Genomic DNA, 24,309 nt, shown 5'->3' on the forward strand with positions numbered 1-24,309 from the left:
AGCAAAATCACAAATCCCCATCAATAATTGCATTACATCGACATAACACCACAGTTGGAGAAAACACGATGGGCGCACGTACTCTGCAAAGCAAACTGGTCATTGCCGTCAGCCTGCTGGTCATCGTGACCGGTGTGGTCATTGCCGGCGCGGGCTACTTTTTGTCCAGCACCCAGCAAGAAGCTGAATCGCGCACCCAGATCAGCGCACAAGGCACTATTCTTGGCATTCACATTGGCAACTGGATTTCCGCCAAAGCCCAGGTACTGAACGCCTTCAAACCTGTCCCGCATGATCCGGGGCTGGTCGCCGCCATGGGCTACGCCCGTGATGCCGGCGGTTTTGCCAACGTGTTCCTGGCCTACCCGGATGGCACTCAACAAAACGCCAACAATGTGGTGCTGCCACCAGACAACAACGATCCGCGTAAATGGCATTGGTGGAGCCGTGCCGAAACGGAGCAAACCGGCACCTTTGTCGAAATGCCCTCGGTGGCCGCAGCCACCAATACGGCGGTATCGAGCTTTGCGCATGCCGTGGTGGATGGCGGCAAGGTCATTGGCGTGATCGGGGCGGATGTCGAGATCTCCAGCATCATGCAAGAACTCAAGCGCACTCAACTGCCGGGCGAAGGCTATGCCTTTATTGTTAACCCGGCCGGGCTGATTTTTGCCCATGGCGATCCAAGCCGCCTGAACCAGCCGGCCTCGGTGCTGGGTGCCGCGTTGACGCCGGCCATTCTGGAATCCACCTTTAACGAAAAGGGCTTTTCTGAGGTTGCCATCGACGGCCGCACCAAACTGGTTACCGTCCTGCCGGTGCCAGGCACCGAGTTCCGCCTGGTTGCCGTCAGCGATAAAGCCGCACTGCAAACCGCAACCCGCGCCTTGCTGTTCAAAAGCGCCATCATGCTGGTGGTACTGCTGATCATCATCATCAGCATCAGCGGCTACTATCTGCGTAGCCAGTTGCAACCCTTGCTGGGCATTCGCAACGCCATGCGCGAGATTTCGCAAGGCGATGCCGATTTGTCCCGCCGCCTGCCCATCCAGACCCAGGATGAAGTCGGCCAGACCAGCGAAGCCTTCAATCAGTTTATTGGGCAGTTGGGGCAGACCTTTGCCTCGGTGCGGGAACGCAGCCAGCAACTGGCCCAGGGCGTGGAACAGGCACGCCATGAAATCCAGCGCATTGCCCGGGAAGCCAACTCTATTTCTGACTTTGCCGGCCACAATGCGGCGGCCATTGAAGAGGTCACGGTCAGTGTGTCCGAGGTCGCCTCATCAGCGCGTCAGGCGGACGAGCTGGCCACCCAGACCGCTGAACAAAGCCATAACAGCGCACGCGACCTGGAGCAAATCACCCGGGAGAGCAGCCAGACGCGGGAAACCGTGCAGTCGATCTCCGGCATGCTCGACACGCTGGCTCAGCGCGCCAGTGACATCCGCTCCATCACTACCGTGATTGGCGAAATTGCCGGTCAGACCAATTTGCTGGCGCTCAACGCTGCCATTGAAGCCGCGCGGGCCGGCGAGCAGGGCCGTGGTTTTGCCGTGGTCGCGGATGAAGTGCGCAAGCTGGCCGAGCGCACCAGTAGCGCCACCAGCGAAATCACCGGCATGCTCGAATCAATCAGCCAGGAAACCGGCAGCGCCGCGCAAAACATGCAAGGCGCGCTCGATAGCGTCAGCGCGTCGGTCAATCTCACCACCAGCGCCAGCGAGCGCATGCACGGCGTTGCCAGCAATATTCAGGATATGGCCAGCCGGGTAGGGCACATTGCCGATGCCACACAAGAACAGCGCAACGCCACCAACGCCATGAGCGAGAGCACAGAGCAGATCAACCAGCGCATTGCCCAATCTGACAGTGCCTTGCAACGCACTTCGCACAATCTGGAAGACCTGGAAAAACTGGCGCAGGCGATCAATGCCGACTTTGGCCGGTTCCGCCTCTGAGTGCATCCACCACCCGGCACGCGTCGCCGTGCCGGGTGCCCCGGAAATTCAACACAAAAACAGGTTTTATGTCACTCAAACCGGTTTGAAATCAGAAAGAGGCTGACTACACTGGCTGTTTTCCATCCGTGAGAATGGTCATGAACAGTCAGCAAAGCCTGTTGCGGCGTCTTGATGAAATTGGACTTTCCCTGGCGCGCTGCGGCGACGCCATCGCCTTGTTTGGTCTGGGTTCCGCCGGTGTTGAGCGGGAGCGGATGGATCAATGGTCAGACCTGGATTTCTTTGCCATTGCCGCACCCGGCAAGAAAGCCCGGTTGATCGACCAACTGGACTGGTTGTCTGATATCCGCCCGTTGGCTTTCCAGTACCGCAATACCATTGATGGTCACAAGGTCATGTTTGATGACGGCGTGTTCTGCGAATTTGCCGTCTTTGAACTGGAAGAACTGCCCGCCATTTTTTACTCTCCCGGCCAGATGGTCTGGTCAGCACCGGGGATCACGCTGGACATCTGCCAGCCCGTTGCCCAACCGCCCGCCCCCAGAACAGAAAAATGGTTGGTTGGTGAAATCCTTGGCAATCTCTACGTAGGCTTGGGGCGTTATGCGCGGGGAGAGCGCCTGTCCGGCTTCAGGCTGGTCCAGGTCGATGCGGTCAACCGCGTACTGGAGCTCACCGCACTGACCGGCCCCGCCGCCGCACCCACGGATCGTTTTGCGCCGGAGCGGCGGTTTGAATCCAGATTTCCGGCAACGGCGGTCGACGCTTTCATGCCGGGTTACACCGGCACACCCCAGGCGGCACTGGCCATTCTGAGCTGGCTGGAAAACCGCCACGGCGTCAACGTCGCCATGTCCCGGCAAATTCGCCAATGGGCTGATGCGGCCGAGGCCCGTTTTCCGGGCGAATTAATGCAAACCACTCATCAGAGCTAGCTGATTTTTGATCTTAATTGCATGGAACATCCGGGACTAAGATAAGCGCCATCCTTACTCACTCCCGGAGCCATCATGCCCAACGTACCCACCGCCGCGCGCCAGTCCTTTGGCGCCACCGCACCCAAGCTGGCAGAACTGACGGATACCGTGTTGTTCGGTGACATCTGGGCGCGTCCGGATTTATCCGCACGCGACCGTAGCCTGATTACCGTCACCACGCTGGCCGCTCTCTATCGCACCAATGAATTGCCGTTTCACGTCGGCCGCGCGCTGGATAATGGCGTGACGCGTGACGAGATCATTGAACTCATTACTCATCTGGCGTTTTACGCGGGCTGGCCCAATGCCATGACCGCCATGAACATCGCCAAAGCGGTCTTTGCCGAACGCGGACTTTAACCCGCCCGAACCCTGCAACGGGCTGAGCCCGCACGGAGCAAACCATGGATTACCGTTATCTGGGCCGCAGCGCCCTGCAAGTTTCCCCCTTGTGCCTTGGCACCATGATGTTTGGGGGCGAAACCGATGAAGCCACCGCCCAACGCATCATCGCCAAGGCCGCCGAGCAAGGCATCAATTTTCTGGATACCGCAGACGTCTATCATGCCGGCCGCGCTGAAGAAATCACTGGTCGCGCCATTGCCGCGCAGCGAGACCAATGGGTGGTAGCCACCAAGTTTGGTTTTCCTGGCGGAACCGGCCCCAACCAGCATGGACAATCGCGCAAATGGATCATGCAATCGGTAGAAAACAGCCTGAAACGGCTGGGCACCGATTACATCGACATTCTGTACTTTCACCGGGCATTGCCAGGCTTGCCGCTGGAAGAAGGCGTGCGTGCCGTGGCAGACCTGATCCGCCAGGGCAAGGTGCGTTATTTTGGGGTTTCCAACTTCAAAGGCTGGCGCATTGCCGAAATGGCGCGGCTGGCAGACCAGATGGAGATCGATCGGCCCATCGCCAGTGAACCGCTCTACAACCTGGTGGACCGCACGGCAGAGATAGAACAGTTGCCGGCGGCCGCACATTACGGCCTGGGCGTGGTGTCGTACAGTCCGCTGGCCCGTGGCGTGTTAAGCGGCAAATATGCAGTCGACGCGCCACCACCGGCGGATAGCCGGGCAGGGCGTGGCGATCGGCGCATTCAGCAAACTGAATGGCGACCGGAATCCCTTGCCATTGCGCAAACCATTGCCGCGCACGCTGCCGCACGGGGCACGACGTCGATTGGTTTTGCGCTGGCGTGGGTGCTCAATAACCGGCTGGTCAGCAGCACCATCGCCGGTCCACGCACCGAAGCCCAGTGGGACAGCTATCTGGAAGCATTGCGCTTTACGTTGACCACAGAGGATGAACAACTGGTTGATCGCCTGGTGCCACCGGGGCACGCCTCTACACCGGGCTATACCGACCCGGGTTACCCGGTAGAAGGGCGACTGGCACGGCAGGCAGTTTGAGGCAGGGCGGCGCAAGGCCGCCACTTGCCCCTGCAAAAGGCCGGAGGTGGCTGGGTCAGACCAGTTCGACCTTGATCCAGTTTTTGGCGGTGGCATCCCAGTATTTGTAGGCGTAGCCGGCCTGAGCGGACAGATCGCGAATCTTGACGCGCTCGATGCCGTTGGCAATGCGGGTGCGGGCAACGGCATCTGCCTCGGATTCGGTATCGTGCAGGGTGATGCCATGACCTTCAGAAATCAGGGCGAACAGGGGATATTTCAGGAATTGTTTCATGACCGGCTACCTATGCCTGCACGCGCCGCCGCGGCAGTGCAAATCAACAAAAATAAAGGACTGTCTACTCCGGGTTAATTTTCTGTATTTGTAAGCACTTCACCAAAAGCAAACTCTTATATCGAGTATACACAATGACTTATGCCATTTTAATGTAAGAATAAAATGTACCGATGAACGGATAAAACGATTGTTTGCTATTTTTGCTTACTAAAAACACTACAGCCGTGCAGTAACCAGATAAAGCGCATCCGCCCGACATCTGCGCCCAAAGACCTGCCCCGCAAGGTTCATTCGGGAGCACAATGTGGTTTGTTTCATGAGAAGAACGCATAAATGGCCAGAGACAACTACAGCGACCTGCTGGCATTTGTTGCCGTCGCCCAGGCCCGCAGCTTTACCCGTGCCGCAGCCCAACTGGGCATATCCCAATCCGCCCTGAGCCACACCATCCGCAATCTGGAAACCCGCCTGGGTCTGCGGTTATTGACCAGAACCACCCGCAGCGTCGCCACCACCGAAGCGGGCGAACACTTGCTGCAGGCGATCGGCCCGCGCTTTGAAGAAATTGACAGCGAACTGGCCGCCCTGAGCAATCTGCGCGACCAACCGGCCGGCACCATCCGGATTACCGCTACGGATTACGTCACGCGCACCATTCTTTGGCCGCGCCTGAACCCCTTGCTGGCGCAATTTGCGGATTTGCGACTGGAAATCATCAATGATTACGGTCTGTCTGACATCGTGGCGGAACGCTACGACATTGGGGTACGGCTGGGCGACCAGGTGGCGCGGGATATGATTGCCGTGCGCATCAGCCCGGATCTGCGCATGACCATCGTGGGTTCACCCGGTTATCTGGCCCGGCAGGGCGTGCCCACCACACCCCAGGCACTGACCGGGCACAACTGCATTAACTTGCGTCTGCCGACGCATGGCGGCTCCTATGCATGGGAACTACAGAACGGACCACACCAGTTGCAAGTCAAAGTAGAAGGGCAAAGCACTTTCAACGGCAGCTATCAGATGCTGGATGCTGCCCTGAGTGGTGCTGGACTGGCCTACCTGCCGGAAGACCTGGCCTTGCCTTATGTCACCACCGGGCAGTTGCAATGGGTGTTGCCGCAATGGCACCCCACATTCACTGGATACCATGCCTACTACCAGGGCCGGAAACAGTTTTCCCGCGCACTGGCCCTGGTGATCGATACGCTTAAATACCCATATAGCGCCTGATCCGCAGCAGAACCAGTCCCCGCGCCAATTCCCGCCAGTCAGCCATTTTCTTACCAGACTTAGACCAAAGCGGTTTGGCCTCAGACAATGCGTGAACCATCCCCGGTGTTGCCACGCCCATCGCATATGCTTGCATTTGAAACCGTCATAAACCCATGATTAAAGCGGCCTTGACGTCCAAAAGAGCACAGTGCGGCATTGCACCACAAGACGCCTGACCCATCCCGTTCCTCGCCCTTGGGCGACCGGCCAGCGGCTTGATTCCTAGTTATTCTTTCAATTTGTCAACGAAATTGCTTTTCTTATTAGAAAGTAAAAAGAAAGAGTAACTGAGTTTTCAAGAAATTATTTCTTAATAAAGGAAGGGATCATGAGCAGGATTCGTATTTGCTGGCGCAGCATTCTGCTGCGCCTGTTCAGTTGCGCCTTGCTGGCACTGACCGCCAGCCAGGCCAGCGCCCAGGTCATTACCTACCACTACGACAACGCGCGCACCGGCACGACGCTCACCGAGACCACACTCAATACCACCAACGTCAATTCCAGCAGCTTCGGCAAGCTGTATTCGTTTGCGGCAGACGGGCAAATCTATGCTCAACCGCTGTATATGTCGGGCGTGAACATGGGCACGCAGGGCATCCACAACGTGGTGTACATCGTGACCGAAAACAACTCGGTCTATGCCTACGACGCAGACGCGCCAGGCAACCCGCTCTGGAAAGCCAATATGGGGCCACCCATGCCGGCGTCGGTCTGCTGCGAACCGCGCGACCTGTATCCCAGCATTGGCATTACCTCGACACCGGTGATTGATCCGGATACCGGCACGCTGTATGTGGTGGCAGAGAGCTACGAGAGCGGGGTTGGTTATTTCCGTATTCACGCACTGGATATCGCTACCGGCCTGGATAAAATTCCCGCCGCAATCATTCAGGGCAGCGTACCTGGCACATCCAGCGACGCCAGCGGCGGCATGGTTTCGTTCAGCGCGGTGCAGCACTGGCAGCGCCCGGGCCTGTTGTTGATGGATGGCAATGTCTGGGTCTCTTTTGGCTCGCATCAGGACGCGGACCCGTATCACGGCTGGGTGTTTACCTATAGCGCCGCATCGCTGGCGCAAACCGGCATTCTGTGTGTTTCCCCCGACGGGGGCGAGAGCGGCATCTGGCAGGGTGGCGTTGGCCTGACCGGCGACACCAGCGGCAACGTTTACCTGGAAACGGGCAACGGCGCCTTTACCGTGACCTCGGGCGGGCGCGATTACGGCGACAGCATTCTCAAACTCACTCTGGGCGCGAGCGGGCTGGTGGTCGATGACTACTTCACGCCCGCCACCCAGGCAGAAGACGCCGAGTTCGACTGGGATCTGGGTAGCAGCGGCATTTTGTTGATTCCGGGCACCCAGCTTGGTGTGGCGGGCGCCAAAGACGGCAAGCTATATGTCTTCAATACCAGCAACCTCAGCCACTACCACGCCGGCGGCGATCAGATCTTCCAGGAATGGCAAGCCACATTTGCCTATTCCGGCACGGAGGCGGGCGGTTTCTGGGGCGGCAACTATATCTGGTACAACAACACGCTGTTTGGCTACGGTGAACGTGATGTTCTGAAAGCGTTCACCTTTAACGGCACTAATTTCAATACCACCCCCATTGCCCAGGGCACGATCGCGCCGATCTCGGGCATCAGCAATGATCCGTCCATTTCTATTTCGGCCAACGGCACAACCGCAGGTTCGGCCGTGTTGTGGGCCACCTTCTCATCGACCGGCATTGCCAATGGCAGTTTGCAGCCCGCCGCTTTCTACGCCTTTGATGTAGCCAACCCGGGTCACATGCTGTGGAGCAGCAGTCAGAACAGTGCGCGTGATGTGCTGGGTAGCTGGGCAAAATGGGTGCCGCCCATTGTGGTCAACGGCAAGGTGTACGTCGCCACCTTTGATAACGCGGTCCACGTATACGGCTTGCTGCCTGCCACAACCAGCGGCGGCACCTTGACCGGCAGCGGCACCAGCCTGGTGACCAATGCCAACCTGACCACGGAAGGCACTGCCGACTGGATTCACTGGGGCAACTCGCCCGTCAACCGCAAGCGTGGCGTGACCTCGGTACTGAGCGATTTCACCGCAGTGGGCTCCGGCCCGGCCACCGCCTACAACAACGACCTGCGGCCATTAAGCTGGAGTGATGGCACCCCCACCACCGCAGCGGCGACCGACACCAACGGGGTGTATGTCAACGCGGCCAACAACGGGTTTGAATTTACCGCACCCGCGGACACCACCCAGCGCACGCTGGTGGTTCACGTGGGCGGCTGGAAAACCGCCGGCAAACTGACGGCACATCTGTCTGATGGCTCTGCGGCAGACTTTACCGACACCACCACCCTGGCAACCGGGCAGTACGACCGCAATTACACGCTGACCTACAGCGCCGCCTCAGCCGGGCAATATCTGAGCGTGCATTGGGTTGCCGCATCTGGCACCGGCAATGTCGCACTGAGCGGTGCGGCGCTGTCCGTAGCGGCAAGCAACGCACTGACCGTAGCAGCCGGCACCCCGCAAAGCACGGTCAGCGGCACCAACTTTGCCACCGCATTGCAAGCTCAGATCAAGAATGGCAGCGGCAACCCGGTCAGCGGCGTGACGGTGACGTTTACCGCACCCACCTCTGGCGCCTCGGCCACTTTTGGCGGACAAGCCACCGCAACGGCCGTCACCAACGCCAGCGGCATTGCTACGGCACCGGCACTGACTGCCAACGCCACCGCCGGCAGTTACACAGTCACCGCCAGCGCACCGGGCACATCCGGCTCAGCCAGCTACAGCTTGACCAACACGGCCGCAGCGACCAACAACAATGTCAGCAGTACCGCCGGCACACCGCAATCAACCACGATCAACACGGCTTATCCAGACGCCCTGCAGGTGCTGGTGAAAAACAGCAGCAACGCGCCGGTCAGCGGGGTGAGTGTGACGTTCACCGCGCCAGCCAGTGGCGCCAGCGGCAGCTTTGGCGGCAGCATCAGCGCCACCGCAACCACCAATGCCAGCGGCGTGGCTATTGCACCGCAGTTCACGGCTAACGGCGTGGCCGGCACCTTTACGGTGACGGCCAGCACAACCGGCAATGGCACGGCGGGCAGTTTCTCGCTCACCAACATTGCGACCAGCAGCACCGGTAGCGCGTTACTGAACGGGACGGGCGATAGCGCCACCACAACCGCCAGTCTGACCACGGAAGGCCTGGCCGACTGGGTGCATTGGGGCGAGGCCAGCCTGAACCGCAAAACCGGCGTCACCGCCAAACTCAGCACGTACACGGTGGTGGGCAGCGGCACGGTCAACCGCTACAGCAACGACCCCAGAACGCTGAGCTGGACCGATGGCACACCCACCGCCAGCGGCAGCAATGCGGACGGCGTGTACATCAGCGGCAGCAATAACGGGTTTTCACTCACCGCTCCGGCCGATACCACCACGCGCACATTGATCGTGCATGTCGGGGGCTGGAACAGCAGCGGCAAGCTGACGGCACATCTGTCTGATGGTTCGGCCAGTGATTTTGTCGACACCACGGCGCTGGCCAGCGGGCAATATGATCGCAACTACGTACTGACTTACCGGGCGGGTAGTGCGACCCAAACGCTGACTGTTAAATGGGTCATGGCCGCCGGCACTGGCAACGTCACCGTGAATGGCGCAGCACTGACGCAGCAGTCGCTCATTGTCAGCAGCGCGGGTACGCCACAAAGCGCGCCGGTTAACAGCGCGTTCACCACGGGGTTGCAAGCCAAAGTTACCAACGGCAGCGGCAATCCGCAAAGCGGGGTCAGCGTCACCTTTAGTGCCCCGGTCAGCGGTGCCAGCGCCAGTTTTGGCGGTGCCAGCAGTGCAACCGTCACAACCGACGCCAACGGTCTTGCGAGTGCACCGCAACTGACTGCCAACGGGCAAGCCGGCAGCTATTCGGTGACCGCCAGCGCCACCGGCATTACCACACCGGCCAGCTTCAGCCTGACCAACACGGCGCTCGCCAGCGGGTCACTCACCGGCAGCGGCGCACTGGTTGCCAGTAGCGTCAACCTGACCAAGGAAGGCTCATCCGACTGGGTGCATTGGGGAGAATCTCCGCTCAATCGCAAGGCAGGGGTAGCGGCACAAATCAGCACATACCAGATCGTCGGCTCAGGCACGATTTATCTGTACAACAACGACCTGCGCTCAGCCGCGTGGAGTGATGGCACACCGACCGCCAGCGCCACCGCCAATCTGGATGGCGTTTACGTCAGCAACACGGGCAACGGGTTCTCGGTTAGCGTGCCCGCCAGTACCACGCAGCATGTGTTGAATCTGCATGTGGGCGGCTGGAAAAGCGCGGGCAAGCTGACTGCGCATCTTTCAGACGGTTCTGCGGCAGACTTCACCGACACCACCACTCTTGCCACCGGCCAGTACGACCGTAACTACACACTGACCTACACGGCCGGCAGCAACGCCACGTTGATCGTGACATGGGTCATGAGTTCCGGCACAGGTAACGTCACCCTGAGCGGGGCGGCACTGCAGTAGCTGGCAGCAGATCGCAGTCAATCAGCAACGCAAAAATACAGCGGGCGACACCAGCAATGGTGTCGCCCGCTGTATTTTTGCGTGCAAACCCAAGGCGCTGGCTAACGCTCCGCCACCGTACCCACGCCTTTCAGCCGCGTTACCCGACCCAGCAAATCAAACCAGAAGGGCGCACCAAAGAGCGCGGATGTTGCGGTCACCAGCCAGCCGGCCATGCGCAACAACCACGTCTGCATATCGTCATCCCACGGGCGATCCGCCCAGCCAACGGGCAGGGTGGTCAACCACCTGGCCGCGTCCTCTCCGCCCATATTGGTCTGCAACTGATACTGCTCGGGCGAGAGTGGATGCAGCCACAAGGCCTTGAACAAATGAAAGCAATCAATATTGAATGCCACGGCAACGGCGAGCGCAATCAAACACGTCCAGGTTTGGGCGTCCCGCTTATACGCACCGGATATCCGGTCCATGCTGTTGTTGAACCAGCGCACCAACTCGTTACGAACCAGATCCGCATCTGCCTGCGTGCGCACCATCACCCCAAGCAGAAACGAGCGCAATTGCGGATCGGCAATTCCGTTTTCCACCCGGGCCGCCAGGGTGTCTCCGGGCAACTGGTGGATTAACTCCAGCAATGCATCAGCAAATTGCATGGGGTGGATGTAAGAGGGCTTGATCGTCAGTTCATCCAGCGACTGCGCCACCCCAAGACTCCTGGGGTTGATCAGTGCGTGGTTGTACAGCCACAGCAAAATCTCGGCGGAGGACTTTTTATCTGCCGCCACCGCCTGAGCCCCAGACGCAGGTGGCACATTAAGAACCTGCTTCAAGCCATTGAAAAGATTGGCCGCCCGCAAGGTCAGGCGTGAAGAGACCGCCTCATATAAAGAACTGGTCAGCAAGGCCACCATGGCAAAACAAGCCACGATAGCGGCAATGGATTCAAGCACTGCGCTGTTCAACATGGATCGATCTACCCTCAGTCAGCAACAAACATCATTTGTTTTGCGAAAACCATTTCCCGTACAGGTTTTCATACGTGCCATCTTCGTACATGGTCAACAGGGTTTCGTTGATGGTCTTGCGTAGCGGGCTGCCGTTGGGAAGCGCAATGCCGTACTTCGCCGGCCGAAATAGCGGCCCGACGACCATCAACTGATTGTTGTTCGTGCGCGCCGCCCAGTATTGCAAGGTGGGCGCATCAAACACAATGGCCTGGATATCGCCCTGCATCAGCATTCGCAACCCCTCTGCCGGGCTGGTGATGTTCTGGAACGGCAAGCCACGCTCAGCCAGATAATCCGCAGCCACCGTGCCCGGCACCGTACCAATTTTTTTACCCGGCAGATCTGCAGGGCCGCGAATGTCCGACTGCAAGCGGGCCACGGTTTGCGATGAAGTCACCGTAGCCGTGAGTTGCGCAATCAACACCACGCCGATCAGCCACATGGCAGGCACAAGAATGCGTTTGAACAGCCCCGCTTGCGCCCGGTCGCCATGTTCACCCGTGGCGATGATCAGCATGGTGATCCAGATACCTTCGCCAATCGCACGCCACCAGGGCTTCTGCAAATTGCGATCTTGTTTGCGCTCGACCAGCCAGACCAGATTGGCCAGCACAAACACCAGAATCACCGCAATCCCCAGCAATTGTCCCAGGGCCAGCCAGGGCACGGCATGAAACATGGTGCTGAATGAGCCATCGGTTTGCCCCCTGACCAGAATCTGCAAACCGGAATCAAAATACCCCAAAGAGAAATCCACCCGCTTTTCGCGCTCTGGCGTCATGGTAATCGCAGCAATAGCGACGTCCGCATCGCCCTGCTGAACCGCACCGAGTAGCTCGGCATTGGTCAGCACCGGATGCCATACAAAGTCCAGATGCTGACGCCGGGCAATTTCATTCCAGACATCAATACTGAAACCTTGCGGTGTTGCCGTCTGCGGCATGACAAAGGGAGCAATAGGGCCGATGGCCACCCGCAAAGGTCGATTGGCCACGGCGGGCGCACTGGCTGCAGCCTGCGGCGCCGAAGCCTCTGGCGCGGCCGCGGGCGACGCACCCAGCGCCAACATGAACATGACTGCCACCCACCATTGCGCCGCACCCCGCCTCATAAAGCTCTCCTTCAACCCCTGGTTCTGTTTTCGCCGCTTGCCAGCCAGCACTCGCAATGGCACGGCTAGCGTGGCTGTTCTGGCCTGTCGGTAATTAAAAATGGCACAGTGACCCGCTCAAGTCTGCCCCTTTCAACCAACGCCATTTTGCCGGCGGGTCAGGAGTAGTGAGGCCATGGTCACATCTGCAAGCGTACAAACCGCCACGCTGAGCTAATATTCCCGCACACCCCGTTGAGAAGGAGGGATTTTGTGGCCGCTCCCCATGTCTGCTCAGGTGCCATGCTGCAATGCGCATTCGGCGCAGCGCCCGCGCCCATGAACGTGCTCCCCGTCAACCGGGTATTGGTGGGCGGCATGCCGGGCGCAACCATCATGGATCACATTCCGATCGTTAATATCTCGCCCTTTGGCATGTGCCAGAGCCCCAGCAACCCGACGGTAATTGCGGCCACTGCCGCCGCTTTGGGGGTATTTACCCCCATGCCCTGTGTGCCTGCCACGCCCGCGCCGTGGATTCCAGGCGGGGCGCCGACGGTACTGGAAGGCAACATGCCCGCACTCAACGCCAATGGCATGTTGATGTGCCTGTGGGCGGGCGTGATCAAGGTGGTTCAGCCGGGGCAGATGACGGTCATGCTGCCCTGACGGTTGCTGGATGACGGTTATTCTGCGGGCTCGCCCTTCAGTTGCCGCCACCACCAGACCATCCGTGATACCGGTTTGCGAGCCGAATCCAGCGGGCGACCGTCGCTATTGAAGGCTTGCGCCTCTCCGCTGGGCGCACCGTCGTTGTAGTTGCTGCGCTCGGCCAGCCGGCCATTGGTGTGAAAGCGCTGTTGCATGCCATGCAATTGCCCCAGCCGATATTGTTCCACCTGGGCCACCGTGCCATCCGGGTAGTAGCTGACGGCCTCGCCATGCAACAGCCCCTGCCGGTAGGTGGCTTTGCGCTGCAACTTGCCATCTGGCGCAAAAAACTCTGCTGGGCCATGCGCTTTGTCTGCCGCGTAATGCATGCGTGAAGCCAGTTTGCCATTGCTATGCATGACAACCAGCGGCCCCTCCAGTACGCCATGTTTGTAGGGCAACTGCGCCAGCGGCCGGCCATTGGCGTGAACTTGCGCAGGGCCATGCAACGCTCCACTGGACAACTCACCGGTCAGGCGGGCATCGCCCCGTATCAGATCCACTTTTTCATGCGCTGCCGTCATGTTCTGTCCCGCAACTAGTTGATTTTGACGATGCCGCCCTTGAGGGTCAGCATGCCGCCGCCATCCACAGTCTGCTCGGCGCCGCCTTTGTTGGTCAGGCTGACGCCGGCATCATTGGTCATGGTGGTGCCGGCCCTGTTGGTCAGCGAGGTGCCCGCCTGATTTTCCAGTGATGTACCGGCTTTGCTGGACATGGATGTGCCCGCCTGCAAACTCAGCGCGGCGTCACTCTTGCCACTGAACGCACCCGTACTCTCGATACTGAGTGTGCCGCTGACCTTGATAGTGAGGTTGCCATCGACCGTCAGCGTGTAGTTGCCGGTGACGGTCTGGGCCAGATTGCCGCCGACCGTGCGTGTCTCGTCGCCGCCGGCCTTGACCGTGCGGTTGGCCTTGATATCCACGGTTTCATTGCCGGTCGACACCGTCAGACTGCGGTTGCCCTTTTGTACGGTGACGCTGTCATCGGCCTCCTGGATGGTATGCGTACGGGCGTTCTTGACCGTGCGGGTTTCGTCATGGCCAATGGTGTGCGTGGCATCGTTCAACACATTCACCTTCAAGTCTTTCTGCGCCTGCATAAAGACTTCTTCGCTGTCTTTTTTGTCTTCAAAGCGCAGCTCATTAAACCCGCCGCCGCCTTTGGATGAATTGGTCTTGATGCCCGATTGCGTCTGATTGGCCGGCAAAGCGTATGGCAGGGCGTTATCCCCGTTGTAAACACAACCGGTGACCAGGGGGCGGTCCGGGTCGCCGTCGATAAAGGTAACGATCACCTCTTGCCCAATGCGCGGAATGAACTGGATACCAAAACCCTTGCCGGTCCACGGCATGACCACGCGCACCCAGCACGAAGACTTCTCGTCATTGGCGCCATCCCGATCCCACGGAAACTGGATCTTGATGCGGCCATATTCGTCGGTCCAGATTTCTTCCCCCGCCTTGCCGACCACTACCGCTGTTTGCGGATGCATGCGCGGTTTGGGTGTGACGCGGGCAGGGCGGTAGGGGGTTGCCTTGGGCATGGCTTCGAAGCGATTACGGTAGTGGTCATGGCTCGCCTCATGCATCACCGAGGTCACTACCCAATCCATATTGAGCGCATCGTCATCATGCCCGGTCAGGGTGAACCAATGACCCGGCACCAGCCAGCGGCAATCGCTCTCGCCAATCAGGCGTTTTTCCTGGCTGCGCAGGCCATCAATGCGCTGTTTGGTCAGTGTGTCCCCGGTGGCTTTGACCACATAACTGCCCGGATGCTCATACATGGCCGGCGCACTCGCCACTGCCTGGGCTTGCGAGTACAGCGACGAGGTCGGCGTGGTGAACTGATAATCTGTCGCGCTATACGCACCGGTCACCGCCTGAATGGCGTACTGCGCCGAGCGGATGCCATGCAACTCCCGTACGCCGATTTCCTGCCCCATATACGGCACCTTGGGGCCGTTTGGGATCTGCGGAAATGCCTCGTTGTTATCCGCCAGCACCAGCGTGTGCTTGCCGTCTTCATGCGTGAAAAAATAGAAGATGCCGTCTTCTTCCATCAAGCGGCAGACAAAGGCGAAATCGGTCTCGCCGTATTGCACGCAATACTCACGCGGTGTGTAACTGCCGGTCAGGCTAAATTGGTAATCCGAGAAACCATTACCCTGAAATACAGCGGTGAGGATATCTTGCGTTTTCTGGTTCTGGAAAATGCGGTTATTGCTGGCCAGCGTCAGCCACCACAACCACGGGCGCAGGGTGAGTTGGTAGTGGTTGGCGGTGGCGTCGGTGGGGAGCTGGCGGATTTCAGCGACGAGTGCGCCGAAGGGGCGAGTCTGGGCATCATTTTGCAGTTTCAGCGTGACAGGTTTGGCAATCGCATCCGCCGAGGCTTGCGTGACTTCAGCCAGACCACTCAACGCAATTGCATTTACTGCCTGAATTTCCTCCCGCCCTGTCACTGATGCGGCCACCAGGCCCGCCAATGCGGGGGCCGAAAGCACCAGACTGGTTCCGAGATCATCAAATTTCATCTACTCTGGTCCTGCTGCAATAAGCGATATTTAACCGGGGATCTTACTGAATGCTTTTAGGCATCAACCGCTGAAATAAGATCGCTTGGGGTACGTAACCAGGTTAAGCCACATGGTATGAGTGGGTTGCAGATTGGCAATCAGGTAGTGTTGTTGATCCCACTCTCCCATACGCGCTTGCCATTGCGCCGGATACTCCTGCGCCGGGCAGGCAATATCCGCCCAGGCATCACAAATCACCGCTTGCTCGCTCCAGTTCGCAAAATTGTCGGGGAATTTTCCTTCGGCATCAGTAATTTGCCCCAGTGTCATGAAAATATGATCGCGCTTGGGCGTGCCCGGAGGCCCATCTGGATAGTACGCTGGCTCATAAAAGAACAAGCCTTGCTGGTTTAGATACCAGGCCACCGCACAGGTCATTTCAAGGCAGTTACCGATGCCTTCTCCCAACACGTACTCGCCATACCTGACCAGATCCAGTGCATTGCAATGACCCAGCACTGGATGCAATTTGCTTTTTTTAATCGCCTCCAGTCGTTGCCTGGACGCTTGCCGAGCCAGTGACAATTCATTTTGCTCATCAAGTGAAATACCCAGCCGGTCACCAGGAATCACGCGATTGTTGCACTGAATTCTGGCTCTGACGTAGTCCTTGGCGGCTATTGCGCTGGCAAGTCGGCTCATTGGTTTTATCCCGGGTTGCGAGTGGTTTTGCAGGTCATGCCGCTTAGTACCGCCCCAAAGCAAGGTCAGGTTGGCTGTTATAGCAAATGTTGCCGTTAAACATGCGTACCAACAATTGGCCACCAGCATTGTTGGTGCTATGCCCCAGCGTGGGCAGGTCAACACCCCCGATCTGTTGCAACTGGCCATCCCACTGCGTGAGGTGAGTTTCATAGGTGGACAAGGTAAACCCGGTAACCTGATGCTTGAAATTCCGGATATGGCCGCCCAGCAAGGATTGCGAATGTGGCAGCCACCCTCCGGCCAGGTCGTAAATCTGCCCACCTTGGTGCAGATTGAAAAAATCCTGGTCTATCAAAATAACAGAAAGGGTCAGATTGCTTTTCAAGCAATGACTCACCACATCCTCCGGGCATTGCTGGCGCTGCGCCTCAGCCAGCCCTTTGTTGCCATTGATATGACTACCGGTACTGATCAGCACAAAGTGATTGGGCCGAGGGTGGTTTATCAGATGCTTCAGGCGCGCCTCCAGCAATGTCATCACATCTGGATTTACGCGAGGGACGAACACTGCACTGACCTTCAACTCATACACACGATCCGGCAGCACGGCATCGTGATCTGCCAATGGCTTATGACTTATCTTTTCAATCAGCAAAAATGACAGCGCCGGATCAGCCTCGGCTCGCGCAAGGATGACGGGGCGCGCGAGCGCCCAGGTGATCTGGTGCCCCTCCAGATTTACGGTCTTGCTTTTGCCCATATAGATTACAAAAATCTGCACGCCATGCTCCCTGAAATTCACGCCGTTCGGTAACTTGAGTAGGGCAAAAACTCAGACCAGGGCGTCCACTGCATAAGCTGGACCGTAAACGCCCCGCCTATTGTCTGGGAGTCCTGCAAAAAGAACTGGAAGGTGCCGTTTTGCGCAATGCCAATGATCTGGAAGTTATGACCAAGCGTGGTGATATAAACCGAGTGCACAAGGATATACGCAAGAGGACTCAACCCGGCGCCGGACTGCTCCACGATGTGGGTAAATTCAGGTCGAAGCCAGGCGTTCTTTTGCAGGGCACGGGTGCGACTGTATTTGTTCAGAAACTGCCCAAGCCAGTTAAATGTGGCATCTGCATGGGGTTGCAGGTGGATCATCGAGAACTGGCCGCCACCCCAATCCAGAATCAAGACCGAACAGCCACTCTGGCGAGTGGTAACCCAAATACGATTAGTGCCTATGGTCACTTGGGCCGTCGGGTTAAGTCGATGTGGTGCGAGATTGATATGCGCCCGCTTGGGGGTCGATAACCCGGCTACATTAATGAGAGTGCCAGGCAAGATACCGGCCGCGGGGAAAAGGGTGGCCGCGTTGGCATTATCTCCAATATTGATGCGATTGCCATGCGCTGCAAAACACAACGATCCGGACTTGGTGTCGTTACCCACCAGATTGCCGACCGACAAGTAATGCGCGGCCAGCACGGCAGCCGGATTGCGGCACAAGTCGGTAAGTACATTAAAGGAGTTGATGCGCTGCAAGACGGTCATTGTGTCCTCATGAGCTTATTCCAGCGCCCATTCCGCCAATTTCCCCGTCACTTCCGTCATCAACACATTCTCGATATCCCGCGCACCCGCCGCCGTGCATTTGGCCAACACGGCCCGCACAATTGCATCATCGAACTCAAACGTTTTGCCGGTGGCGGTCTGATAGCGTTCCCGCAGTTTTTCCAGCTTGGCGCGCACAATGCCTTCGCGGGTGGATTCATCCAGCGGACAGTAGGGCACGACGGTCATGCGGGCCAGGAATGCGGGGCGGAAGGCTTGTAATAGCGTGTGATGCAACTGCTCGTTAAAGCGGGGCGTGCCGATCTGGCCGGCTGGCGCGTCCAGCAGCAACTCAGCCCCCACGTTGCTGGTCGCCAGCATGACGGTGTTTTTGAAATCCACCACCAGGCCAGTGCCGTCTTCCATGACACCTTTATCGAACACGTTGTAAAACGCTTCCAGCACGTCCGGGTGGGCTTTTTCGATTTCATCCAGCAGCACCACGGAATACGGTTTGCGCCGCACGGCTTCAGTCAGCACGCCACCACTGCCGTAGCCCACATAGCCGGGCGGGGCGCCTTTAAGCTGGCTGACGGTGTGGGCTTCCTGGTATTCGGAAAGGTTGATGCTGATCAGGTTACGCTCGCCGCCGTAGAGCGCATCCGCGAGGGCATAAGCGGTTTCGGTTTTGCCCACGCCAGTGGGTCCGACCAGCAAAAACACGCCCACCGGTTTTTGCGGGTCAGTCAGCCCGGCGCGGTAGGCTTGCAGCCGTTGCGCGATGGTGTTCAAGGCGACGTCTTGCCCCATGACCCGTTGCGTCATGCGCTGGGCGACCGTGCGCACGGCGTAGGCTTCATCGGCCAGCATTTTGCCGACCGGAATACCGGTCCAACCCGAAATCACGGCAGCAACCGCTTTTTTATCGACTTGCTCCGGCACCATCGGATCGTCCTGACGGATCGCGTCCAGACCGGCTTCCAGGCGGGAGAGTTCGGCAGCGAGTTGATCGATCCGGGCATCCAGCGCCGGGTCAGGCTGACCGGAAGACGGTTCCAGTGCCAGCAATTGCCGACGCACGTCCAGCAACTGGCGGACGGCTTCGCGCTCCTCGTTCCAGCGGATTTCCAGATCACGAATCGCGCCCATATTGGCGGCGGTGTCGGTTTCCAGCGTGGATATCCGGGCGGCGTGATCCAGCCCGGTGGTTTGTTCGCGGCGCAGACGGGCCAGCTCTTCCTGGGCGTTGGTTTGTTGGTGGCGCAGGTTTTCCAGTTGCGGTGGCACGTCGTGCTGGCCCAGCGCCACGCGGGCGCAGGCGGTATCGAGCACGCTGATGGCTTTGTCAGGCAACTGGCGGCCGCTGATGTAGCGGTGACTGAGTTTCACGGCGTCGAGGATGGCCGCATCCAGCACGAGCACGCCGTGGTGCTGCTCCAGCTTGGCGGCCACGCCGCGCAACATGTTCACTGCCGTGGCTTCGTCGGGTTCTTCCACCTGCACCAGTTGAAAACGCCGCGCCAGCGCCGGGTCTTTTTCAAAGTACTTTTTGTATTCCAGCCAGGTGGTGGCCGCCACGGTGCGCAATTCGCCGCGAGCCAGGGCGGGCTTGAGCAGGTTGGCGGCATCGTTCTGACCCTCTGCCGCGCCGGCCCCGATCATGGTGTGGGCTTCATCGATAAACAAAATCACCGGTTGTTCGGCGTTGCGCACGCCGTCAATCACGCCTTTCAGGCGCGCTTCAAACTCGCCTTTGACGCCGGCGCCGGCTTGCAACAAACCCAGGTCCAGCACGCGCAGGGCAACATTTTGCAAGGGTGGCGGCACTTCACCAGCGGCGATGCGCAGGGCAAGACCCTCCACCACGGCGGTTTTGCCGACACCGGGCGCACCCACCAGGATGGGGTTGTTCTGGCGGCGGCGCAGCAGAATGTCGATGACCTGGCGGATTTCGTTGTCGCGACCAATGATGGGGTCAATCTTGCCGGCGCGGGCATCTGCCGTGAGGTCTTGGGTGTATTGGTCCAGCACGCCCGGTGCATCATCACCCGACTGGCTGCGCGCAGCGGGGGCGCGTTCGCTGGCAACCACCAGCGGGGCCTCGCAAGAGGCGGCGGTCCACTCTTGCAGATTGCTGCTCAATGCTTCTTGTGCCACCCGCAGCAAGGACGACGCGCCATTGAGCAACAGCGCCCGCAATTCCTCCCGCGAGACCAGGCACAACAGCAAGACGCCGGAGCGGATGCTGGCCTGGTTGTTCACGCTGGTATACACCACGGCGTCTTGCAGCAATGACACCGTGTGCGCAGAGAACGCCGGGGTACGGGTATTGCCACGCTTGAAGCGCTCGATGGCAGCGTTGATTTCGGCCGCCAGCGCATCCCGCTCCAGCCCGAAGCGGGGCAACAGCCAGGGCAGGTCGCCGTTGTCGATGTCCAGTAATTCCAGCAGCACATGTTCCACTTCAATGTAAAAGTGGCCGTGTTCCAGACAGCGCTGTGCCGCCCGTTCCATGGCGGTGCGGCACCAGGGATTAAGCCGGCCGATCAGCGCGCTCAGGTCCAGACTCATGACAAGGTCTCCACGCCAGGCGCCAGGCGGCACTGCCGTTCGGGCGGGGTATCGGGCTGGCTTAGCCAGGTGGTCCAGCCCAGCCGGGCGTTGCTGCCCAGAATGGCGCGGGGCACTTCACTACCTTGCAAGCGCAAGTTGAGCCGGATACGCATGTCGATCCCGAAATAAAACGTCGCCAGCGCCATCAACTCCTGGTGGCGGGCACCGCCCGGCAAAAAGGTCTGAAAGTATTCAAAGGTCATCGGACCCAGCGTCAGTTGCAGGCCGGCTTGTTCGTCCCACACTTTGCTGCCGGCCAAGGCACCGCGTCCCAGCCGGTTATTGCTGGCACCACGCCCCAGCCGCGTTAGCGCGGTGGGCGGCAATTCGCTCCAGCCGCCATCAAACTGGGTAACGCGAATGGACATGCCAAATTGCCCGCGCACCAGCATCTGAAAACCGCTGACAGAGCGCCGCCGGTTAGAGAGGATGGTGGTACGGGCCAACAGCGCCGCATCCGCCACCGCTTGCCGGTCATGCAAAGAGGTCGGCAACAAACCGGTCAGCGCGCGCAGAACGGGGAACACCGGGCTGGTCGCCGGGCGGGAGAACGGCGCGGCGATGCGGTATTTGCATTCCACCCGGTTCAACTGGCCCAACAAACGCTGGTGAAACAGGTTGAGAAACGCCACCGGCGTATCGTCTTTGCGCATGCGCCGCGCTTGCAGCCACTCTTGCCAGGCATAAGGCAACGGGCCATCCGGCCCACCCAGGCCAAACAGGTTGACCTGCAAACGCGGTTGCGTCTGACCGGGCACGGGCGCCTGCAATGGGCCAAGGGCGCTGACGGCAAAGACCGGGGAGAGCGGGCCGGTCAAGCGCACGGTTTCCTTGCGCGGGTCGACCCCATGCCCCGGCGGCGTGGTGTCCGGGTGCAGCAACTGGAGCACCGACAGCGCCTGCCCGAATTCAAAGGCATGCGTCTGGCTGTAGAGCCGTGCGGCTACAGAATCAGCGGGTCGCCGACCAGAGGTTGCCATGTCTTGATTTCTCTATCCTGTTCCACCAGTACCGTCCGCACAAAGCGGTTGACGCTGGCGTATTGCGATAAGAAGTGGGCCAGCACACCAGAGAACAGTACGCGGCTGGCCCCGGCAAAATGCTCGGCATCCAGGGTGACGCGCACCTCCAGCCCATTGCGCCAGCCGCGCCAGGCCTGCCGCCCGACATGCGCCACCGCGCGCACGGTTTCCAGGTGGGTTAACCCGGAAATCTGCCGCCGATTGGCCTGGGTGTCAGACAGGTTGTACAAGGCCAGCATTTCCCGCAGCGCTGCCAGCGGCTGGGCGTCTTCTACCAGCGATAAATGATTGAGCGACAAGTGCGACACCAGCCGCCATTGCGAGCTGCCATCCAGATCGGCATCCAGCTGCGGGGAAGGGCGGTTCACCAGATTGACCTGCGCCACCGGGCCAGGCTGTTCAAACGACAAGCGCGTGCCCGGCGCCAGCGTTTCGGCCAGATGCCGGTTGGTACACAGCAGGTCTGCGGTCAGGGATTGAGACTGTGGCAAGGTGGGATCGAAGCCGGCATCCACCCAGGTCAGCATCATGTCGCTGCCGTGCCGGGCGCTGCCAACACCTTGTACCCGGCGAGCGTGCCACCAGACGCCGTTGTCTTTCTGGGCATGGCTAAAGGCAAAGTACGCGGGCACCTGCATGGCGTTGTCGGCCGAACTCACCCGCACTTTGCGGATAGCATAGATTTCTACGCTGCGCTCCCTGTGACTGTCCGCCACCACGCGGTATTCGCGGCGTGTGGCATCCGGGCGCAAGGGTTCTGAGGTGCGCGGGAATAAATTGACCACGGGCGCGCAGCCCAAAGCCAGATCCGAGGGTTGCAGGCTGATCCGGCTGGAGGGCGCGTTGTCAAAGGCAATGATCAGTTCGATTTGGCCGGTGGCGGCGGTGGGCACCTGCACAGGCAAATCAAACATGGCGAACTTGGCCGGACAGGCAAAGTACTCCAGCAGCAGTCGATAGGCTGGCAACACGCCATCTTCCAGCGGCAACAGGGCTTCGGTTTCGGTAAAGCCGGCCGCATGCGGCAAGGATTGGCCCATGCGGCGCGGGGACTCGCCCGGCAGGGCGACAAACATGGCCAGGCTGTGTGCACACAACAGGTCGTACAGCGCGGCGCTGGTCGTGGGTGATCCGGTCAGTTGTATGCGCAGGCTGTCCAGCGGCAAGGCATGCCACTGGTGGGGTGCCAGACAGTCAATCCGCAAGCGCAACGCGCTGCGCACATCACGCAAACCAGTCAGGGCCTGCGCTTCATCCGCAGGCAGCAACAGGGCATCACCCACCGTCAGCGGCCACACGGTAACGGGTGCGGTGGTGCGAAAATGAATGGTGTCGCCTTGCGGCGTATTCACAAACAGTGGGGTATCCCGCGCCACCGTGTACCCCTCGGCCACATTGCCTTTGGTGGCATCCGGCAGAAACTGCGCAATCCCCACCGAGGGCATGGGGCGCACGGCGTAGGGGTAAAGCTGTTCCAGCAACGCGTCACTCAGTTGCGAGTAACCGTCATCCAGTTGTCGTTGCAGGCGGGCGCTCAGAAACGCAAACCCTTCCAGCAAGCGCTCCACATGCGGGTCCGGGCTTTCATAGCCGGATAGTTCCAGCCGGTGGGCAATCTTGGGGTAGCGTTCGGCAAAATCAGCGCCAGCGTGGCGCAGCCAGGTGAGTTCGCGCTGATAGTAATCCAGCAGGCGCGGGTCGATGGAATCGCTCATGCGGTGTCGCCCAGCAGGGTATCCATAAACAGAATGGGGGCGTCGTCGCTATCGCCGGCCAGCTTGCCACTCACCTGGATGCGCAGGCGCTGGGGCTCGGCATCGTCTCGCGCCAGGTGGACCTGGGGCGCCAGAATGCGGGGTTCAAAGCGGGCGATGACTTCGGCCATGCGCCGGGCAATGCGGCTGAAATCGCCAGCTTGCGTGGTGCTAAAGGCACTCCAGTCATCCACGCCGTAATCCAGAATGGACAAACCCTGCTTGCTCGTCAGCGTGGCACGACGTGTATTGAGCAGGCGTGAGAGTTCGTCACGAATAGAAGCCGCCGCTGCGCCAGCGTCGTGCCAGCGCAGCGGCAGGGTCTCGGTGGACAGGTCTGGCTCGTCGTCGGCCAGCCTGTCCAGTAGCGGTACACGCAACATGAAAAGACTCAGGCTTTAACCAGCTTGTTGGCTGCCAGATCCCACTGCGTGGCTGCCGCGCCTTCTTTGGTGCCGTCGTCTTTCTGGCTGGTGAGGTCCCACTTGATCTTGGTGAAGTTCAGCGAGAGGGTCTCCACCGGTTTGCCACCTGCACCGCCACTGACCGAAATATTGGAAAGAATGACGTTGGTCAGGGTGTAGGTAATGAACGGCAGGATTTTGCCATCCTGATCCGCCGCATTACGGCCAACCGTGATGATGGCCGTGACGATGTTCTTGCCCGCGCAGCAGTACTCGTTCAGCGTCGGGGTCGAGGCATCGACAAACTTGGTCAGTGTGAACTCGCCAATGTGCGGCTTGCCGGAGGTACGCTCCGTGTTGCTCACGTCGTTGGTCACTTGCATGGCCACGTTATGGCTGTACGACATGATTTCGATCTTGTCGGCATAGCCTTCGATCTTGCAATCGCCTTTGATGTCGGCGCCAAGATCCAGAATGATTGAATCCATGATTTTCGGGTTC

20 protein-coding genes are annotated in these 24,309 nt (G+C 59.5%); 7 read left to right on the top strand and 13 right to left on the bottom strand.

Translation table 11 applies throughout. The annotated features are described in order from the left end of the window. Positions 1–68 precede the first annotated feature (68 nt). The 4 genes from HNQ50_RS06640 to HNQ50_RS06655 all read left to right on the top strand — a co-directional run bounded on the left by HNQ50_RS06640 (position 69) and on the right by HNQ50_RS06655 (position 4,356). On the top strand, positions 69–1,958 hold the full coding sequence (locus tag HNQ50_RS06640; RefSeq protein ID WP_184098823.1) for a methyl-accepting chemotaxis protein: 1,890 nt from the start codon (positions 69–71) through the stop codon (positions 1,956–1,958). Positions 1,959–2,098: 140 nt separating this feature from the next. Next, a complete protein-coding gene (locus HNQ50_RS06645; RefSeq protein WP_184098825.1) occupies positions 2,099–2,896 on the top strand; it encodes a hypothetical protein in 798 nt (265 codons plus the stop codon). A gap of 75 nt (positions 2,897–2,971) precedes the next feature. Continuing rightward, positions 2,972–3,298, top strand: coding sequence for a carboxymuconolactone decarboxylase family protein (locus tag HNQ50_RS06650; protein WP_184098827.1), 327 nt, complete (start codon positions 2,972–2,974; stop codon positions 3,296–3,298). Between the two features lie 44 nt (positions 3,299–3,342). Next, positions 3,343–4,356: an aldo/keto reductase gene (locus HNQ50_RS06655; protein ID WP_184098829.1), complete on the top strand. Its 1,014-nt coding sequence runs from the start codon at positions 3,343–3,345 to the stop codon at positions 4,354–4,356. A gap of 55 nt (positions 4,357–4,411) precedes the next feature. Here HNQ50_RS06655 and HNQ50_RS06660 read toward each other — a convergent pair whose 3' ends face one another. Further along, on the bottom strand, positions 4,412–4,630 hold the full coding sequence (locus HNQ50_RS06660) for a hypothetical protein (RefSeq protein ID WP_184098831.1): 219 nt from the start codon (positions 4,628–4,630) through the stop codon (positions 4,412–4,414). A 336-nt stretch (positions 4,631–4,966) separates the two neighbouring features. Here HNQ50_RS06660 and HNQ50_RS06665 point away from each other — a divergent pair, with 336 nt between their 5' ends. Next, positions 4,967–5,866: a LysR family transcriptional regulator gene (locus HNQ50_RS06665; RefSeq protein ID WP_184098833.1), complete on the top strand. Its 900-nt coding sequence runs from the start codon at positions 4,967–4,969 to the stop codon at positions 5,864–5,866. Between the two features lie 370 nt (positions 5,867–6,236). Further along, positions 6,237–10,436 carry a beta strand repeat-containing protein gene (locus HNQ50_RS06670; protein WP_184098835.1) on the top strand — a complete coding sequence of 1,400 codons (4,200 nt, stop codon included), beginning with the start codon at positions 6,237–6,239 and terminating at the stop codon, positions 10,434–10,436. A 101-nt stretch (positions 10,437–10,537) separates the two neighbouring features. Here HNQ50_RS06670 and HNQ50_RS06675 read toward each other — a convergent pair whose 3' ends face one another. Continuing rightward, complete coding sequence (locus tag HNQ50_RS06675) at positions 10,538–11,401, bottom strand: hypothetical protein (RefSeq protein ID WP_184098837.1); 864 nt, start codon at positions 11,399–11,401, stop codon at positions 10,538–10,540. A 31-nt stretch (positions 11,402–11,432) separates the two neighbouring features. Then, a complete protein-coding gene (locus tag HNQ50_RS06680) occupies positions 11,433–12,554 on the bottom strand; it encodes a transporter substrate-binding domain-containing protein (RefSeq protein ID WP_184098839.1) in 1,122 nt (373 codons plus the stop codon). Between the two features lie 252 nt (positions 12,555–12,806). Between HNQ50_RS06680 and HNQ50_RS06685 the strand changes: the two genes are divergently transcribed. Then, positions 12,807–13,202, top strand: a complete 396-nt coding sequence (locus HNQ50_RS06685; RefSeq protein WP_184098841.1) for a DUF4280 domain-containing protein — start codon at positions 12,807–12,809, stop codon at positions 13,200–13,202. Between the two features lie 17 nt (positions 13,203–13,219). Here the strand turns inward: HNQ50_RS06685 and HNQ50_RS06690 are convergent, their stop codons facing one another. The 10 genes from HNQ50_RS06690 to HNQ50_RS06735 form a co-directional block, all read right to left on the bottom strand. Then, positions 13,220–13,768: a toxin-antitoxin system YwqK family antitoxin gene (locus HNQ50_RS06690; protein ID WP_184098843.1), complete on the bottom strand. Its 549-nt coding sequence runs from the start codon at positions 13,766–13,768 to the stop codon at positions 13,220–13,222. A 14-nt stretch (positions 13,769–13,782) separates the two neighbouring features. Continuing rightward, the gene (locus HNQ50_RS06695; RefSeq protein WP_184098845.1) at positions 13,783–15,786 is read right to left on the bottom strand and encodes a type VI secretion system Vgr family protein; all 2,004 of its coding nucleotides are present in this window, start codon (positions 15,784–15,786) and stop codon (positions 13,783–13,785) included. 63 nt (positions 15,787–15,849) lie between these two features. Continuing rightward, a complete protein-coding gene (locus tag HNQ50_RS06700) occupies positions 15,850–16,470 on the bottom strand; it encodes a hypothetical protein (RefSeq protein ID WP_184098847.1) in 621 nt (206 codons plus the stop codon). A 43-nt stretch (positions 16,471–16,513) separates the two neighbouring features. Beyond that, positions 16,514–17,233: a hypothetical protein gene (locus tag HNQ50_RS06705; RefSeq protein WP_184098849.1), complete on the bottom strand. Its 720-nt coding sequence runs from the start codon at positions 17,231–17,233 to the stop codon at positions 16,514–16,516. A 38-nt stretch (positions 17,234–17,271) separates the two neighbouring features. Next, positions 17,272–18,015, bottom strand: a complete 744-nt coding sequence (locus HNQ50_RS06710) for a hypothetical protein (RefSeq protein WP_184098851.1) — start codon at positions 18,013–18,015, stop codon at positions 17,272–17,274. 15 nt (positions 18,016–18,030) lie between these two features. Beyond that, complete coding sequence (gene tssH, locus HNQ50_RS06715) at positions 18,031–20,586, bottom strand: type VI secretion system ATPase TssH (protein WP_221303027.1); 2,556 nt, start codon at positions 20,584–20,586, stop codon at positions 18,031–18,033. Beyond that, entirely contained in the window at positions 20,583–21,608 is a 1,026-nt protein-coding gene (tssG, locus tag HNQ50_RS06720; RefSeq protein WP_184098853.1) for a type VI secretion system baseplate subunit TssG, read from the bottom strand. The genes tssH and tssG overlap by 4 nt, the downstream gene beginning before the upstream one ends. After that, the gene (gene tssF / locus HNQ50_RS06725; RefSeq protein ID WP_184098855.1) at positions 21,572–23,365 is read right to left on the bottom strand and encodes a type VI secretion system baseplate subunit TssF; all 1,794 of its coding nucleotides are present in this window, start codon (positions 23,363–23,365) and stop codon (positions 21,572–21,574) included. The genes tssG and tssF overlap by 37 nt, the downstream gene beginning before the upstream one ends. Then, a complete protein-coding gene (tssE, locus tag HNQ50_RS06730; RefSeq protein WP_184098857.1) occupies positions 23,362–23,787 on the bottom strand; it encodes a type VI secretion system baseplate subunit TssE in 426 nt (141 codons plus the stop codon). Before tssE ends, tssF begins: the two co-directional genes overlap by 4 nt. An 8-nt stretch (positions 23,788–23,795) precedes the next feature. Continuing rightward, on the bottom strand, positions 23,796–24,296 hold the full coding sequence (locus tag HNQ50_RS06735) for an Hcp family type VI secretion system effector (RefSeq protein ID WP_184098859.1): 501 nt from the start codon (positions 24,294–24,296) through the stop codon (positions 23,796–23,798). Between the last annotated feature and the right edge of the window lie 13 nt (positions 24,297–24,309).

The sequence above is a fragment of the Silvimonas terrae genome, from assembly GCF_014202765.1.
Taxonomy (GTDB): Bacteria; Pseudomonadota; Gammaproteobacteria; order Burkholderiales; family Chitinibacteraceae; genus Silvimonas; species Silvimonas terrae.